Origin of the sequence: Shinella sp. WSJ-2, from assembly GCF_003432075.1 — a bacterium.
Lineage (GTDB): Bacteria > Pseudomonadota > Alphaproteobacteria > Rhizobiales > Rhizobiaceae > Shinella.
The window spans coordinates 22,477-37,191 of record NZ_QWBU01000013.1; the positions used below are offsets into that span (position 1 = coordinate 22,477).

Here is a 14,715-nt window from a genome sequence, read left to right on the forward strand (position 1 = left end):
CCGGTCACTCCACGGGGTCGCGACCCCGTGGGCAATGTCATTCGCCGAAGCGCGTGGCCGAGACGGTGACAGGGCCGAGCGAGGTCGGAATCTTCACATAGACGGGAGCATATACATTTGCTCCGTCGGCCTTGGCAAACCAGATTTCCATCGTGCTCAGCTTGCGCAGATATTCCACGTCGTCGCGGCCTTTTTTGTAGCCCGATTTCGGAATGAAGCGCAGGCCACACACCACAGCATCACCCTGGAAGCCCTTGGTGGAATAGGGTCTCGTGCCCTTGGAGCTAAGCTTCAGGTCCATGCGGGACTCGCCGTCGAAGATCGGCAGCGTCTTGGGGCAGACGCGGCCGCTGGCGGGTATGATGAGGCCGGAGATCGGGTCGAGCACCGCGCGCATGTCGGCCTTGGAAACCGCGACCCAGTTCTTCGGTTTCTTGCGCGGGGGCGTCATGCTGGCGGTGACGACATTGCCGTTGCGGAAGGTCACGTCGATGGCGCGGCTGCGCTTGCCGCTCTTGTAATCGACGGAATAGCTGGTGGCGTGCAGCCGGCCGTGGCTGACGACGCCGGAAACCGATGTCGAACCGTGCGTGCTGGAAAAGATATCTGCAAGGCCTGCGGATTGCATGCTGCCGGAAATCTTGTAGCGGTCGCCGTTGAACTGCGAGCGGAAGGTCGCGGTCGCGACCGGCAGGCCGGAGAGGCGGATGCTGTAGTCCGTTCGGTGCTCGATCTCGGCCGAAGCGGCGGGTATGGCACTCACGGCAGTGAGAAGCGACAGGGCTGCGCCCGCAATCCAACTCTGCCCATTCATCCTGACGACTCCCATTGAGACGCTCCGCCTAATCGGCCAATGCGGCAATTCTACGCCACGGCCCAATCCTGATATCGTTGCTATTGCCTGCAAATCATGGCTTTTGGCAACTGAATTCAGGCTGAACGGCAGGTTTGGCTTGACGTCGCTGGTGAGTGTGACTATAGAACCGCGACTTCTCAAAAAGGCCAGATGGACTGCGGCCGGTTTCGGTGCCGGAAACGTATTGTCCAGAACCAAGAAAAAATAGGTGTACCATGTCCCGTAGTTGCGAATTGACCGGCAAGGGCGTCCAGTCGGGCAACAATGTGAGCCACGCGAACAACAAGACGAAGCGTCGGTTCCTGCCGAACCTTTGCAGTGTCACGCTGATTTCCGACGCCCTCGGCCAGCGTTTCCGTCTTCGCGTTTCGGCTGCTGCTCTGCGTTCCGTCGAGCATCGCGGTGGTCTCGATGCCTTCCTCCTGAAGGCCGAAGAAAACGAACTGTCGATGCGCGCTCGTCTGCTGCGCCGCCAGATCGCCAAGAAGACCGCTGCTGCTGCCTGATTTCAGGCATTAAGCCAGATCGTTTTCATTGAGGCTTGACCGGGTTCCGGGCAGGCCTCAATGCTTTGCGCTGACATCACGCAGTTTCGGGCGAGGCATCGCTTTGAAATTGTCTAGAGCACTCCAACTGGTGGCATCACCCAGGATAAAAAAATGCTAGCGAACCGCATTACCCTTCTCTATGTCCTTCTGATGACGGCCGTCGTTGTCGCCTCCAACGTGCTGGTGCAGTATCCGCTTTCGGGCACGCTGCTGGGCATCAATCTCGGCGACCTCCTGACCTATGGTGCCTTCACCTATCCTGTCGCCTTCCTCATAACCGACCTCACCAACCGCCAGTTCGGCCCGCGTATCGCACGTCGCGTCGTTGCCGCCGGTTTCCTGGTCGCCGTGGTCTTCTCCTTCGCCGTCGCCTCGCCGCGGATCGCCATTGCCTCCGGCTCGGCCTTCCTGTTCGGCCAGTTGCTGGATATCTCGGTCTTCAACCAGCTTCGGCGGCAGACTTGGTGGCGCGCGCCGCTCTTCGCCTCGCTGTTCGGTTCGGTGTTGGATACGATGATCTTCTTCTCCTTCGCCTTCGCGCCGGTCTTTTCGGTCTTCGGTCCGAACGATGCTTTCGCGATCGAATGGGCGCCGATCCTCGGTGTTCTGACCGCCGAGGCCCCGCGCTGGATTTCTTGGGCGCTCGGTGATTTCAGCGTGAAGGTACTGGTCGGCATCGTCATGCTGCTGCCTTATGGCGCGCTGATGAGCAAGCTGAAGCCCATGCCGGGCATCGAAAAGCCGGCCTGAGGCCTGTCGATCTCTCGAGGATTAAAGCCGCCCGCCCTGCGCCGGCGGCTTTTATTTTGTCTGGAGCAGGCGAAATTCCAGCATCAGGTTGCGCTGGAGGATCGAGTGGTTGTCGTCGGAAACGACGATGAGGCGGATGTCGTCCTCCGCCATCTTCACCACGTCGAGGCCTTCCATATTGTCGATCTGGTGGCTGAGATCGACATCGATCAGCACCTCGCCATCGACAACCGCGCCCGGACGGATCTTTGTCCCGGCGATGCGGCGGATGCGCATGCCCACACCATCCGAGAGGCGGAAGCGACGCTCCAGCAGCAGGAGGTCACCGTTGGGCAGGAAGGCGCCGTCGGTGATGTCCCAGGGATCGTTGCGCTTGACCGCGAAGGCGCCTTTGAGCGGGCCGTCGAGCACGGCGGCAAGCACATTGCCGTCGGCATCGAGACTGCGCTCCGTGACGGTTACGAGTGTAGCGCCGAGCGGCCCGGCCTCCGGCGACATGGCCAGCGTCTCCATGCCGCGATTGTTGCGCATCTCGCTGCGGGGGAAGGGCAGCGGCAGGCTGCGCGAAGGGGTAGCCTCCATGAAGCCGGGATCAGGATAAGCATCGATGCGGTGGAACACCTCGTAGCTGACGAAAAGTTCTCCCTTGCCGATGGCCAGCCCCTCGGAATCCATCTGGTATTTGACGTTTTCGTCCTGCCCGGCGCTGTTGAACATCGAGCGGACCTTCAAATCCGCAAGCCTGCTCAACTTTCCCTCGGCATCGCGTTCAACACGGCCGGTCAGCCAGTGGCCGGTATCGAGCACGGCGACGAAATTTTCATGATCGTCGCGAAAGCGGATGGCCGAGACGGCGCCGAGCAGCGGATTGGTGGAGGAATAGCTGAGGCCGCCGAGGAATTCGAGCTTGCCGAACATGCGCTTGTCCGAGCCGATGGCGAATTCGGAGAAGGCGCGGCTGGAAACGGGCAGGTCGATGCTCTCCGCTGCAGCAGTGGATGCCAGAGGCAGCGAAAGAGCGGCGCTGATTGCGAGGAGAGAGAGGCCCCGCAGGAGGCCTCTTTTGCAGCGCTTGGGCGCCCGTTCAACCGGCACGACGGCGGCCGGTGGGGCGGCGGCTGGTCGATTCGTCGGCAAAGAGCGAGGCGAGCTGCTCGGTCATGGCGCCGGCCAGTTCATCCGCATCGACGATGGTGACCGCGCGGCGATAGTAGCGCGTAACGTCGTGGCCGATGCCGATGGCCAGGAGCTCGACCGGGGAGCGTGTCTCGATCTGCTCGATGACGGCGCGCAGGTGCCGTTCAAGATAGTTTCCGGGGTTCACCGACAGCGTCGAATCGTCGACCGGCGCGCCGTCGGAGATCATCATCAGGATGCGGCGCTGCTCGGGGCGGGCGAGCAGGCGGTCATGCGCCCAGATCAGCGCCTCGCCGTCGATGTTTTCCTTGAGCAGGCCTTCGCGCATCATCAGGCCGAGATTGCGGCGCGCGCGGCGCCACGGCGCATCGGCGCTCTTGTAGATGATGTGGCGCAGGTCGTTGAGGCGGCCGGGGGATTGCGGCTTGCCGCTGCCCAGCCACTTCTCGCGCGACTGGCCGCCTTTCCAGGCCTTGGTGGTGAAGCCGAGGATCTCGACCTTCACGCCGCAGCGCTCCAAGGTGCGTGCGAGGATATCGGCGCAGGTGGCGGCAACGGTAATCGGCCGGCCGCGCATGGACCCGGAATTATCGATGAGCAGCGTCACGACCGTATCGCGGAAGGTCGTGTCCTTCTCGCGCTTGAAGGAAAGCGGCTGCATCGGATCGATGATGATGCGCTGCAGGCGGGCACTGTCGAGGTAGCCCTCTTCGAGGTCGAATTCCCAGGCGCGGTTCTGCTGCGCCATCAGGCGGCGCTGCAGGCGGTTCGCAAGGCGGCCGACGGCGCCCTGAAGATGGGCGAGCTGCTTGTCGAGGAAGGCGCGCAGGCGGTCGAGTTCTGCCTCCTCGCAGAGTTCTTCCGCCGTGATTGTCTCGTCGAATTCCTGCGTGAAGACGCCGTAATCGACCTTCTCGTTGAAATCCGAGAATGGCTGATTCGGGCGGCGGACCTCGCCGGGCTTTTCCGTCTCGTCGCCGTCGTCGTCGACGAGATCGTCGTCGGAGATTTCCGCGCCGTCCATCTCGCCTTCTTCCATCTGCTCGTCGGACGTTTCGTTCTCGTCGGCGGGGGCAGAGTCGTCGCCGGCCTCTTCCTGGCTGTTGTTGTCTTCCTGCTCGTCGCTGCGCGGCTGGTTCTCGTCCTCGGGCGTTTCCGAATCGTCCGGCTCGTTTTCATCCTCGCCGTACTGCTCGGCGACGTTCATCGAGGCGAGCATGTTGCGCACGACGCGCGAAAAGGCCTGCTGGTCGTTGATGGCGGCGGTGAGGCCTTCCATGTCCTTGCCGGCTTTGTCCGTGATGAAATCGCGCCAGAGATCGAGCACCTGGCCGGCGGAGGCGGGCGGAGCCTGCCCCGTCAGCTTTTCACGCACGATCAGCGCCACGGCTTCTTCCAGAGGCGCATCGGCCTGACGGGTGATCGCGCCAAAATTGGCCTTGGCGTATTTTTCCGTCAGCATGGTGCTGAGGTTCTGCGCCATGCCCTGCATGCGGTTCGAGCCGATGGCTTCGACGCGCGCCTGCTCGACGGCGTCGAAGATCGCACGGGCGTCCGCACCCTGCGGCGACATGGTCGCGTGGATGCGGGCGTCATGGCAGGCCTTGCGCAGCGCCATCGAATCGCCAAGGCCGCGGGTGATCGCGACTTCGGTCGGCGAAGGGCGCTTGGAGAGTTCCGGCAGACGGATGCGCTCGCCGGTCATGCCGGGACGCTCGTTGGCGAAGGAAACCTCCACCTCGCCGTCGCCGGCTACGGCGCGGACGCAGCCGCTCACCGCACGGCGGAACGGCTCCATGTCGACCACGCCGCCCGGTCTCGGCTTCGAATTGTCACCGCGAGCTGCCATGCGCTTTACCGGGCCTCAGGCCGTCGCCTCCAGGACGATATTGGCGGCGCTTTCCTTCAGCTCGACGCCGAACGCGCGCTGGTAGAGTTCGGCAACCAGCGTGCGTTCCAGTTCGTCGCACTTGTTGAGGAAGGTGACGCGGAAGGCGAAGGCGATGTCGCCGAAAATCTCGGCATTTTCCGCCCAGGTGATGACCGTACGCGGGCTCATGACCGTCGACAGGTCGCCATTGATGAAGGCGGCGCGGGTGAGATCGGCAACGCGGACCATGCGCGAGATCGTGTCGCGGCCGTCCTTGCCGCCGGAGAGGCGCTTGACCTTGGCGGCGACGATGCTGACTTCGTGGTCATGCGGCAGATAGTTCAGCGTGGTGACGATCGACCAGCGGTCCATCTGCGCCTGGTTGATCTGCTGCGTGCCGTGATAGAGGCCAGTCGTATCGCCGAGGCCGACCGTGTTGGCGGTGGCGAACAGGCGGAAGGCGGGGTGCGGGCGGATGACGCGGCTCTGGTCGAGCAGGGTCAGGCGGCCGGCGGATTCCAGCACGCGCTGGATGACGAACATCACGTCCGGGCGGCCGGCGTCGTATTCGTCGAAGACGAGCGCGACATTGTGCTGGTAGGCCCAGGGCAGGATGCCGTCCTTGAACTCGGTGACCTGCAGGCCGTCCTTGACGACGATGGCGTCCTTGCCAACGAGGTCGATACGGCTGACATGGCTGTCGAGGTTGACGCGTACGCACGGCCAGTTGAGGCGGGCGGCGACCTGCTCGATATGGGTCGATTTACCCGTGCCGTGATAGCCGGACACCATGACGCGGCGGTTATGGGCAAAGCCGGCGAGAATGGCCAGCGTCGTTTCGCGGTCGAACAGATAGTCCGGATCGAGGTCCGGCACATAGGCGTCCGCCTTGGAATAGGCCGGGACCCTCAGGTCCGTATCAATGCCAAAAACCTCCCGGACAGATACAGTCGTATCGGGGAGGTTGGAAATATCGAGATCCATCTTGCTCATCACGTCTCCGCGGGCGGCGGGTTCTCCTCCACCCCAATACCTTAGTGCTCGCCGACCATGCCTTTTGCTTGACGCAGAAGGACGATACCGGGCGATTCCGCCCGGCCGCCAAATGCTCTAGCAGAAGCCGGCCTGCTTTAACAATTGATATGCGTGGATGACCGCGCGAAAACGCTCCTCCGAGCCTCTGTCTCCGCCATTTGCATCCGGGTGATGCTTTTTGACAAGCGTTTTGTAGGCCGTCTTGATGTCGTCGCCCGTCGCATTGGCCGAAAGGCCGAGCGTGTCGAAGGCCTTGGCCTCCAGCGTCTTCAGTTTTCTGGCGCGCGGTTCCATCTGAGGGCGGCGGCCCTTGCCTTCGTTGAACAGGCCGAAAGGATCGCGGATGCGCTGATTTGCCCCGGCCGAGCCGGAGCGCGCCGAACCCTGGGCCGGCCCGTTCTTGGCGGCCTTGTTGACGCCGATCGTCCAGGTCGGGCGATGGCCTGTGATGGCCTCCTTCTGATAGCGCGCGATCTCGCCGTCGGAGAGGCCGGAGAAGTAGTTGTAGCCCTTGTTGTATTCCTTCACATGCTCGAAGCAGAACATGAAATATTGACCATCGGCATTGCGACCGACGGGCGCGCGGTGTTTGGCATTCTCCTCGCAGCCATCCCACTGACAGGTCGGCGCGGAGCGTTCGGGACGCTCCACGCGCCGCTTCGTGCGGATGCGGTCGAAGTATTTGGAATCGAGTTTCATGGCGCACATTATGGGGTTGCGAAGAGACCGCCACAAGAATTGACAAAGCGGAATGTTGCTGGCTTTGTGAAACTATTTTGTTGCGTTGCGGCGCGTGATTTTCCGGCCGCCGAAAGTTCGCTCATGTCCATGAAATCCAGCATTACCGGGAAGCTCGAAGCGGCCTTTTCGCCCGAGCGCCTTGAGGTCGTCAACGAGAGCCACCTGCATGCCGGCCACAAGCCGGAATTCGACGGAGGAGGCGAGACGCATCTGCGCGTGCGCATCGTCGCTTCGGCCTTTTCCGGCATGGGCCGGGTGGCGCGGCATCGCGCGATCAACGATCTGGTGAAGGCGGAGTTCGACGCGGGACTGCATGCGCTCGCCGTCGAGGCGGCGGCGCCCGGCGAGCCGACGCGCTGGTAGTCAACTGTTGGTTCGGACCGGCTCCACTGGGCGGATGCGCAGCTTGGTGATGCGGTTCTTCACGCGCTTCATGACGATGAAGCGCTTGCCGTGGAAGGTGAAGGCCTGGCGTTCCTCGGGGATCGATTTCGATTCGTGAATGACGAGGCCTGCAATGGTCGTTGCCTCCTCGTCCGGCAGGGACCAGCCGAAGGCGCGGTTGAGATCGCGGATCGCCACCCCACCATCGACGACGAGAGAGCCGTCCGCCTCGCGGCGCACGCCCTGCAGGTCGATGGCTGCCTCGTCCGAGGTGTCGCCGACGATCTCCTTCAAAATGTCCTGAAGCGTCACGAGGCCCTGCACCTCGCCATATTCGTCCACCACGGTGGCGAAATGCTCCTGTCTGCGCAGAAAGGCGGCGAGCTGTTCCTTCAGCGTTGTCGTATCCGGCACGAACCAGGGTTTTTGCGCGACCTTGGTAATGTCGAGGTTCTTCGGCTCGACACCGGGTTCGGTGAGCGCCCGCAAGAGATCCTTGGCGTGCACCACGCCGACGATATTGTCGACCGATCCCGCCCAGAGCGGCATGCGCGTGTAGGGGCTTTCCAGCACGGCCTTGATGATCTCCTCCGGCGGGTCGTCTGCATCGAGGCCGCGCATGGTGGTGCGATGGATCATGATGTCGGAGACTTCGAGCGCGTCGAGATCGAGCATGCCCAGCAGTTTTTCGCGGTCCGGCTTTGTCAATGCGCTCTCGGTCTGCCGCCGTTCTCCCTCTGCCTCTCGCGCCTCCTGATGCGTGCGCCACAGCGTGGCGAGCGGTGCCCGAAAGCGGAAGAGCAGGATGGCAAGCGGGATCAGGCCGAGAACGACCGATATCAGCAGCCACGGAAAGGGAGCGAGTGCTGCGGGCGCTTCGACGGTCATTTCGGTAGCTTTTCCTTCAGGAAAGCGACGACTTCGGATTGTGGCACATCATCGGCGACGAAGGACTGGCCGACGCCGCGTGTCAGGATGAAGGTGAGTTTTCCGCCCTTCACCTTCTTGTCCTGCGCGATGGTGTCCATCAGCACCTCCGCCGGCGGCAGGCCGCCGGGGATTTGCTCCATGCTGGTCGGCAGTCCGACTTCACGCAAATGTTTTTCCACGCGCTTGCCGTCGTCGGGGCTGCACAGGTTCATGCGGGCGGAGAACTGGTGGGCGAGCACCATGCCGATCGAGACGCCCTCGCCATGTACGAGGCGGGCGCTGTCATACTGCGTGGCGGCTTCCAGTGCATGGCCGAAGGTGTGGCCGAGATTGAGCAAAGCGCGCTGGCCGTTTTCCCGTTCGTCGGCGGCGACCACGTCAGCCTTGGCCTGGCAGCTTTTGGCGATGGCTTCGATGCGGGCATCGCCACCGGCAAAGACGGCCTGCCAGTTGTTTTCGAGCCATGCGAAGAAGTCGGGCTTGTCGATCAGGCCGTATTTGGCGACTTCGGCATAGCCGGCGCGGAATTCGCGCGGCGAGAGCGTGTCGAGCACGTCGGTATCGGCGAGCACCAGATCGGGCTGGTGGAAGACGCCGATGAGGTTCTTGCCGTGCGGCGAGTTGATGCCCGTCTTGCCCCCCACGGAGGAATCGACCTGCGCCAGAAGCGAGGTCGGCACCTGGATGAAGCGCGAGCCACGACGCACGATGCCGGCGGCAAAGCCGGTGAGGTCGCCGATGACGCCGCCGCCCAGCGCCACGACCGCATCATTGCGCTCGATGCGAGCGGCCAGCACGCTGTCGCAGACGCTGATCAGATGCTCGAAGCTCTTGGTCTTCTCGCCTGCCGGCAGCACGAGCGAGACGGCATCGATGCCCTCCACCTTCAAGGCGGTCAGGAAATTATCGAGATAGATCGGCGCGACGTTTTCGTCGGTGATGACGGCGATCTTGCGGCCCTTGAGGCGGCCCGCAATCTCGCGGCCGGCGGCAGCGATCAGGCCGGGGCCGATCAGAATGTCGTAGGAGCGGTCGGCAAGCTCGACCCGCACGGTGCGGCGCGCGGTGGCAGTAGCGGTCATGGGCATCTCGTCAGGGTTTGCGGGTGGCGGTGATGGCAGCCAGCACCTCCTCCACCATGGTTTCCTTCTTCACGTCGCGCGACATCACGGTGAGATCGGCTTCCGAATAGATCGGATAGCGGGCGTTCATGAGGTTTTCGAGCGTCTGGCGCGGGTTTTCCGTCTTGAGCAACGGGCGTGTGTCGCGCTTGTTGACGCGCTCCCAGAGCACGTCGAGATCGGCCTTCAGCCAGACGGTGAGCCCGCCGCGCTTGATGTGCTTGCGGGTGTTGTCGTTGATATAGGCGCCGCCGCCGGTCGACACAACGCGTGGGCCGGAGCGCAGCAGGCGCTTGATGACGCGGGTTTCGAGCGCGCGGAACTCGGCCTCGCCATAAGCCGCGAACAGATCCGTGATCGACATGCGCGAGACGCGCTCGATCTCGTGGTCGGAATCGACGAAGGGAATACCGAGCGCCTGCGCCGTCATGCGGCCGATCGCCGATTTTCCCGCACCCATCAGGCCGATCAGCACGAGGTTGCGTTTGCCGAGCGCGGCACGGGCCTCACTTGCAAGCGTGGGGGCAAGTGCGGGAGGGGCCTGGTCGGTCGGCTCTGTCATTGGTGTTTCCGGGGTTTCGTCCCTTTCCGTATCGACAAAAGCACCGGAAGCGTCAAGCCTGCCGCAGCCTTCATCCCGGATGTCGGCGGATACCCGGCCTTGCGCTCGGCGGGTGGCGAGGCAATATAAACGGCATCCGCCCCGGAGAATGCCATGCCCACCCTGTTCCGTTTCCTGTTCTTCTGCGCCGTGATCGTCGGATCGGTCTATGGCGTCATGGTGGCGCTGGTGACCTTCGTCGAGCCGACGGAACGCGAGGTGACGATCCGCATCCCTTCCGAACGGGTGAATCCGCAGCCATGAGGGATCCGTCCGGGCTTCAGGTGGAATCCTTCCTCGAAATGATGAGCGCCGAGCGCGGTGCGGCGGTGAATACGCTGCAATCCTATGAGCGCGACCTCGAGGACGCGAAATCCTTTCTCAACGAGCGGAGCGTGCGCCTCACGGAGGCCATGCCGGATGACCTGCGCGCCTATCTCGGCCATCTTGCCAAGCAGGGGTTTGCCGCCTCCTCACAGGCGAGGCGGCTGTCGGCGCTCCGCCAGTTTTTCAAATTTCTGTATGGTGAGGGCCTGCGCGGCGACGATCCCACGGGCATTCTCGATGCGCCCAAGAAGGGCCGTTCGCTGCCGAAGACCCTGAGTGTCGATGACGTGACCCGTCTCATCTCGCGGGCGGAGGCGGAGGCTGCGGAGCCGGGCGGCAATCTTCTGATGAAGCGGCGCATGCATCTGCTCGTCGAACTGCTCTACGCGACGGGCATGCGTGTCAGCGAACTCGTCTCCCTGCCGGCCAGCGTTCTCGCGCAGACCGGGCGCTTCCTCGTCGTGAAGGGCAAGGGCAACAAGGAGCGGCTGGTGCCGCTTTCGCGCGCTGCGGTGTCCGCCATGGAGGCCTACGGCGAGACGTTGGCGGCGGAGATCGGCGACGATCCGGCTGCGGGCGCTTTCCTCTTCCCGGCGCAGAGCAAGGAGGGCTTTCTGCCGCGGCAGGTCTTTGCCCGCGACCTCAAGGCGCTGGCGGGCCGGGCAGGAATTCGCGCCGCAACGCTGTCGCCGCATGTCCTTCGCCATGCTTTTGCCAGCCATCTGCTCCAGAACGGCGCGGACCTGCGCGCGGTGCAGGAACTGCTGGGCCATTCGGACATTTCGACGACACAAATCTATACGCATGTGCTGGAAGAACGGCTCCACCAACTCGTTCAGACCCATCACCCTCTTGCCAAACAGGCAAAAAAACCGGATTAGGACCCTTCGCCCGCGACTGGCCCCCATTTTGGCCGACACCCGCCCGGCGCGGTTTGAGCAAACGATCGGAAACGCATCTCATGCACAACTACCTCGATTTCGAAAAGCCCATCTCGGATCTCGAAGGCAAGATCCACGAGCTGAAGAAGCTCAAAGAAGAAGATGAGAGCATCGACACGTCTGACGAGGTCGGCCGGCTGGAAGTGCGCGCCCGCGAGGCGATGGCCGACATCTATTCCAAGCTGAGCCCCTGGCAGAAGACGCAGGTTGCGCGCCACCCGCAGCGCCCGCACTTCCTCGACTACGCCCGTCAGCTCTTCGAAGAGTTCACGCCGCTGGCCGGCGACCGCAAGTTTGCCGAGGACGAGGCGATCCAGGCCGGTCTCGGCCGCTTCCGCGGCGAAGCCGTCGCCATCATCGGCCAGGAAAAGGGCAACGACACCAAGTCGCGCCTCAAGCACAATTTCGGCAGCGCGCGGCCGGAAGGCTACCGCAAGGCGATCCGCGTCATGGAAATGGCCGACCGCTTTGGTCTCCCGGTCATCACGCTGATCGACACCGCCGGCGCCTATCCGGGCATCGGCGCGGAAGAGCGAGGCCAGGCGGAAGCCATCGCCCGTTCGACGGAAATGTGCCTCAACATCCGCGTGCCGATCGTTTCGGTCGTGCTGGGTGAGGGCGGTTCGGGCGGCGCCATCGCGATCGCCACCGGCGACCGCGTCTACATGCTGGAACATGCGATCTACAGCGTGATCTCGCCGGAAGGCGCTGCCTCCATTCTCTGGCGCGATTCCACGCGCGCCAAGGAAGCGGCGAGCAACATGAAGATCACCGCCGAGGACCTGAAGGGCTTCGGCATCATCGACGGCATCATCCCCGAGCCTGTCGGCGGCGCACATCGCGATCCCGCCGCCGTGATCGGCCGCACCGGCGATGTGATTGCTGCGGCTATCAAGGAACTCTCGGCCAAGCCGGGCGACCAGCTGCGCAAGGACCGCCGCCAGCGATACCTGAACATCGGCCGCCAACTTTGAGGCGATGAGGGGCGGCCCGGTGCCGCCCTTGCCAAATCTCGGCCACATTCCTTGTGTCTGAGAGGTTGCGGGTTTCCGGCAGCCTGGCGAAAGAATTTCCGGTTAAGAATTTATGAAGTATAAGCCGGTTACGACTGCGCGTCCGCCCGCCCGGCGCGACGGCATGCGATCTGACGATTGTTGACGGACCCTTCGAATGCGCCTGACTGTTCTTGCCGCTGTATCGCTTCTCGCTGTGGCCGCCGCCGGCTGCACCAACGAGACCCTGGACACGTTCGACAAGGCCGACGTCGATCTCAAGAGGGTGTCCAGTAAGACCAATTACCAGCTCTCGCCGTCTGTGCTGTCGAAGATGTCGGCCATGAATATGGACCGCGCCTCGCCGATCATGCTGCGCATCTTCAAGGAGGAAGGCCGGCTGGAGGTCTGGAAGGCGGATCGCTCGAACCGGTTCCAGCAACTGCGCAGCTACAAGATCTGTGCCTGGTCGGGCAAACTCGGGCCCAAGATGAAGGAAGGCGACCGGCAGGCGCCGGAAGGGTTCTATCCGCTCTCCAAGGCGAATTTGAACCCGAATTCGAGCTACTTCCTGGCGATCAACACGGGTTTCCCGAACAGCTATGACCGCGCCCAGAAGGCGAGCGGCACGAACCTGATGATCCACGGCGCCTGTTCGTCGTCCGGTTGCTATTCGATGACGGACGAGCAGATGCTGGAAATCTTCGCCTTCGCGCGCGACGCCTTCGGCGGCGGCCAGTCGACCATCCAACTCCAGGCGTTCCCCTTCCGCATGACCGCGGAAAACATGGCGCGGCATCGCGACAATCCGAATATCGAATTCTGGAAGATGCTGAAGGTCGGCTACGACCATTTCGAGGTGACCAAGCGGCCGCCGGAGGTCAATGTCTGCGAGAAGAAATACGTCTTCAACCAGCAATCCGACAAGCCGTTCTCGGCTGGCGGCGCCTGCCCGGCCATGACGACCCCCGGTGCGCTCGAATCCGCGCTCGCCAGCTACAACAAGACCTATGCCGCGGCCTACGCCACCGCGATGCGCAAATATGACGGCACGGTGTGGATCGAGCCGTCGGAAGCCCAGCGCAAGGCGATCGTCGCCGACCAGCGCAAGGGCCGCGAACTCGCCTATGCGCCGACGGGCAATTCGCTCGATGCCGGCAAGCTGATGACCGAGCGCGAGATCGCCGAACAGAAGCGCAAGGCCGAAGAGGCCGAGCGGCGCAAGGTCGAAGCCGCCGAACGCGCGGTGCGTGAAGCCGAGGAAGCCAAGAACAAGGCTGCGGCCGACTTCGCGGCCGACGTCGCTGCCGAAAAGGCGGAAAAGCTGGCCAAGGGCGAGGGCGCCCTGCCGGTGCCGGAACAAAATCCCGGCATGGCGGCTGTCGAGAAGAAGGAAAAGAAGTCCTTCTGGCAGACTTTGACCGGAGGAAGCCAGCCGCGCAGGGTTGAAGAGGCCCAGCCAATGGTGAACGGGACGGCCGAACAGGCAACGCTTCAGGGTGGTCAGCCGTCGGTCAAGGCCGGCGAAACCGCGATCTCTGTCAACAAGACCGTTGAGACGAATACCGATGCTGTCGCCACCCTTCCCGTCGCCGGCGGCGAGGCGGGCCAGCAGGTCGTCGAAGAGACCACCAAGAAGCCGTTCTGGAAGTTTTGGCAGAAATGACCACGGCAGCCGGCGAGGCCGAAATCTACGACCTGCGCGGGCTGAAATGTCCGCTGCCGGTGATGAAGACGCGAAAGCGCCTTTCGACGATGGCGGCAGGCGCCAGCCTCTGGGTCGAGACGACGGATCCGCTTGCCGTGATCGACATTCCGCATTTCTGCCATGAGGACGGCCACGCGCTGGAAGCCAGCGAGCGTGTCGAAGCCGGGCACCGGTTCCTGATCCGTAAGAAGATTTAGCGCGCGAGAGCCTCCCGAGGCTTCGGCGCCTATGCGGGAACGTAGGTCAGCCGGATAACGTTTTCGCCGATGCGGTCGCTTGCTGTAAGGCGCAACGGCGGCCGCGGGCCGGCAAAATACCGCTTGCCGCTGCCGACGACGAAGGGGTGCATGTACATCCTGTATTCGTCGACGAGACCAAGGTCGGTCAGGCCTTGCGCCAGTTCGGGGCCGGCAACTTCGATCACTCCATCCAGCCGCGTTTTCAGCGCGCCGACGGCTGCGCCAAGATCGCCGGTGATGAGGGTCGCATTCGGCCCGACTGATGCCAGCGTGCGTGAGACGACCCATTTCGGCTGGCTGCGCCATGCCGTCGCATAGGCGCGTTCCTCTTCACCCCATTCGGCCTGGTCGTCGTCCCAGTAGCGCATCACCTCATACATGCGGCGGCCGTAGACGGTGCCGGCGACGCTGCTGATGTCGTCGATGAAATGGCGAAAGAGCGCGGGTTCCGGGGCAAAGGCCATGTGATCGACATAGCCGTCCAGGGACTGGTTCAAGGCATATACGAGCTTCGCCATGCGTAAACCTCTCCTCC

The 14,715-nt window shown here is 63.2% G+C and carries 16 protein-coding genes and 1 pseudogene; 8 read left to right on the forward strand and 9 right to left on the reverse strand.

The genetic code is table 11. The features are described from left to right. Positions 1 to 37: 37 nt before the first annotated feature. On the reverse strand, positions 38 to 814 hold the full coding sequence (locus D0Y60_RS21020; protein WP_117371909.1) for a DUF3108 domain-containing protein: 777 nt from the start codon (positions 812 to 814) through the stop codon (positions 38 to 40). A 257-nt stretch (positions 815 to 1,071) separates the two neighbouring features. On the opposite strand from D0Y60_RS21020, the gene rpmB reads away from it, so the two are divergent. Then, positions 1,072 to 1,362, forward strand: a complete 291-nt coding sequence (gene rpmB / locus D0Y60_RS21025; protein ID WP_117371910.1) for a 50S ribosomal protein L28 — start codon at positions 1,072 to 1,074, stop codon at positions 1,360 to 1,362. A gap of 153 nt (positions 1,363 to 1,515) precedes the next feature. Then, a complete protein-coding gene (locus D0Y60_RS21030) occupies positions 1,516 to 2,154 on the forward strand; it encodes a VUT family protein (RefSeq protein ID WP_117371911.1) in 639 nt (212 codons plus the stop codon). A gap of 51 nt (positions 2,155 to 2,205) precedes the next feature. Here D0Y60_RS21030 and D0Y60_RS21035 read toward each other — a convergent pair whose 3' ends face one another. The 4 genes from D0Y60_RS21035 to D0Y60_RS21050 all read right to left on the reverse strand — a co-directional run bounded on the left by D0Y60_RS21035 (position 2,206) and on the right by D0Y60_RS21050 (position 6,904). Beyond that, positions 2,206 to 3,183: an esterase-like activity of phytase family protein gene (locus D0Y60_RS21035; RefSeq protein WP_245409261.1), complete on the reverse strand. Its 978-nt coding sequence runs from the start codon at positions 3,181 to 3,183 to the stop codon at positions 2,206 to 2,208. Positions 3,184 to 3,238: 55 nt separating this feature from the next. After that, positions 3,239 to 5,140: a cobaltochelatase subunit CobT gene (cobT, locus tag D0Y60_RS21040; protein ID WP_117371912.1), complete on the reverse strand. Its 1,902-nt coding sequence runs from the start codon at positions 5,138 to 5,140 to the stop codon at positions 3,239 to 3,241. A gap of 15 nt (positions 5,141 to 5,155) precedes the next feature. Beyond that, positions 5,156 to 6,154, reverse strand: a complete 999-nt coding sequence (gene cobS / locus D0Y60_RS21045; RefSeq protein ID WP_117371913.1) for a cobaltochelatase subunit CobS — start codon at positions 6,152 to 6,154, stop codon at positions 5,156 to 5,158. Positions 6,155 to 6,271: 117 nt separating this feature from the next. Further along, positions 6,272 to 6,904, reverse strand: coding sequence for a J domain-containing protein (locus D0Y60_RS21050; protein ID WP_117371914.1), 633 nt, complete (start codon positions 6,902 to 6,904; stop codon positions 6,272 to 6,274). Between the two features lie 114 nt (positions 6,905 to 7,018). Here D0Y60_RS21050 and D0Y60_RS21055 point away from each other — a divergent pair, with 114 nt between their 5' ends. Continuing rightward, positions 7,019 to 7,300: a BolA family protein gene (locus tag D0Y60_RS21055; protein ID WP_117371915.1), complete on the forward strand. Its 282-nt coding sequence runs from the start codon at positions 7,019 to 7,021 to the stop codon at positions 7,298 to 7,300. On the opposite strand, the pseudogene D0Y60_RS21060 reads toward D0Y60_RS21055, so the two are convergent. The 3 genes and pseudogenes from D0Y60_RS21060 to D0Y60_RS21070 form a co-directional block, all read right to left on the reverse strand. After that, positions 7,301 to 8,038 (reverse strand): annotated as a pseudogene (locus D0Y60_RS21060) (transporter associated domain-containing protein); the annotation flags it as partial. Positions 8,039 to 8,205: 167 nt separating this feature from the next. Then, positions 8,206 to 9,333 carry a 3-dehydroquinate synthase gene (aroB, locus tag D0Y60_RS21065; RefSeq protein ID WP_117371917.1) on the reverse strand — a complete coding sequence of 376 codons (1,128 nt, stop codon included), beginning with the start codon at positions 9,331 to 9,333 and terminating at the stop codon, positions 8,206 to 8,208. Positions 9,334 to 9,343: 10 nt separating this feature from the next. After that, positions 9,344 to 9,934: a shikimate kinase gene (locus tag D0Y60_RS21070; protein ID WP_117371918.1), complete on the reverse strand. Its 591-nt coding sequence runs from the start codon at positions 9,932 to 9,934 to the stop codon at positions 9,344 to 9,346. 153 nt (positions 9,935 to 10,087) lie between these two features. Here D0Y60_RS21070 and D0Y60_RS21075 point away from each other — a divergent pair, with 153 nt between their 5' ends. The 5 genes from D0Y60_RS21075 to D0Y60_RS21095 all read left to right on the forward strand — a co-directional run bounded on the left by D0Y60_RS21075 (position 10,088) and on the right by D0Y60_RS21095 (position 14,138). Then, positions 10,088 to 10,237, forward strand: a complete 150-nt coding sequence (locus D0Y60_RS21075) for a hypothetical protein (RefSeq protein WP_117371919.1) — start codon at positions 10,088 to 10,090, stop codon at positions 10,235 to 10,237. Next, complete coding sequence (locus tag D0Y60_RS21080) at positions 10,234 to 11,181, forward strand: site-specific tyrosine recombinase XerD (protein ID WP_117371920.1); 948 nt, start codon at positions 10,234 to 10,236, stop codon at positions 11,179 to 11,181. Before D0Y60_RS21075 ends, D0Y60_RS21080 begins: the two co-directional genes overlap by 4 nt. A gap of 80 nt (positions 11,182 to 11,261) precedes the next feature. Further along, on the forward strand, positions 11,262 to 12,215 hold the full coding sequence (locus D0Y60_RS21085; RefSeq protein WP_117371921.1) for an acetyl-CoA carboxylase carboxyltransferase subunit alpha: 954 nt from the start codon (positions 11,262 to 11,264) through the stop codon (positions 12,213 to 12,215). A 196-nt stretch (positions 12,216 to 12,411) separates the two neighbouring features. Next, complete coding sequence (locus D0Y60_RS21090; protein WP_117371922.1) at positions 12,412 to 13,899, forward strand: murein L,D-transpeptidase family protein; 1,488 nt, start codon at positions 12,412 to 12,414, stop codon at positions 13,897 to 13,899. Next, the gene (locus D0Y60_RS21095; RefSeq protein WP_117371923.1) at positions 13,896 to 14,138 is read left to right on the forward strand and encodes a sulfurtransferase TusA family protein; all 243 of its coding nucleotides are present in this window, start codon (positions 13,896 to 13,898) and stop codon (positions 14,136 to 14,138) included. Before D0Y60_RS21090 ends, D0Y60_RS21095 begins: the two co-directional genes overlap by 4 nt. A 29-nt stretch (positions 14,139 to 14,167) precedes the next feature. Here the strand turns inward: D0Y60_RS21095 and D0Y60_RS21100 are convergent, their stop codons facing one another. Beyond that, complete coding sequence (locus tag D0Y60_RS21100; RefSeq protein WP_117371924.1) at positions 14,168 to 14,698, reverse strand: dihydrofolate reductase family protein; 531 nt, start codon at positions 14,696 to 14,698, stop codon at positions 14,168 to 14,170. Positions 14,699 to 14,715 lie beyond the last annotated feature (17 nt).

Excerpts from the sequence above, each read along its gene's own strand:
- D0Y60_RS21080 (WP_117371920.1), top strand. The coding sequence starts at position 10,234 with ATGAGGGATCCGTCCGGGCTTCAGGTGGAATCCTTCCTCGAAATGATG.
- D0Y60_RS21085 (WP_117371921.1), top strand. The coding sequence starts at position 11,262 with ATGCACAACTACCTCGATTTCGAAAAGCCCATCTCGGATCTCGAAGGC.
- D0Y60_RS21020 (WP_117371909.1), bottom strand. The coding sequence starts at position 814 with ATGAATGGGCAGAGTTGGATTGCGGGCGCAGCCCTGTCGCTTCTCACT.
- aroB (WP_117371917.1), bottom strand. The coding sequence starts at position 9,333 with ATGACCGCTACTGCCACCGCGCGCCGCACCGTGCGGGTCGAGCTTGCC.
- cobS (WP_117371913.1), bottom strand. The coding sequence starts at position 6,154 with ATGAGCAAGATGGATCTCGATATTTCCAACCTCCCCGATACGACTGTA.
- D0Y60_RS21070 (WP_117371918.1), bottom strand. The coding sequence starts at position 9,934 with ATGACAGAGCCGACCGACCAGGCCCCTCCCGCACTTGCCCCCACGCTT.
- rpmB (WP_117371910.1), top strand. The coding sequence starts at position 1,072 with ATGTCCCGTAGTTGCGAATTGACCGGCAAGGGCGTCCAGTCGGGCAAC.
- D0Y60_RS21075 (WP_117371919.1), top strand. The coding sequence starts at position 10,088 with ATGCCCACCCTGTTCCGTTTCCTGTTCTTCTGCGCCGTGATCGTCGGA.
- D0Y60_RS21030 (WP_117371911.1), top strand. The coding sequence starts at position 1,516 with ATGCTAGCGAACCGCATTACCCTTCTCTATGTCCTTCTGATGACGGCC.
- D0Y60_RS21050 (WP_117371914.1), bottom strand. The coding sequence starts at position 6,904 with ATGTGCGCCATGAAACTCGATTCCAAATACTTCGACCGCATCCGCACG.
- D0Y60_RS21055 (WP_117371915.1), top strand. The coding sequence starts at position 7,019 with ATGTCCATGAAATCCAGCATTACCGGGAAGCTCGAAGCGGCCTTTTCG.
- D0Y60_RS21100 (WP_117371924.1), bottom strand. The coding sequence starts at position 14,698 with ATGGCGAAGCTCGTATATGCCTTGAACCAGTCCCTGGACGGCTATGTC.
- cobT (WP_117371912.1), bottom strand. The coding sequence starts at position 5,140 with ATGGCAGCTCGCGGTGACAATTCGAAGCCGAGACCGGGCGGCGTGGTC.
- D0Y60_RS21095 (WP_117371923.1), top strand. The coding sequence starts at position 13,896 with ATGACCACGGCAGCCGGCGAGGCCGAAATCTACGACCTGCGCGGGCTG.
- D0Y60_RS21090 (WP_117371922.1), top strand. The coding sequence starts at position 12,412 with ATGCGCCTGACTGTTCTTGCCGCTGTATCGCTTCTCGCTGTGGCCGCC.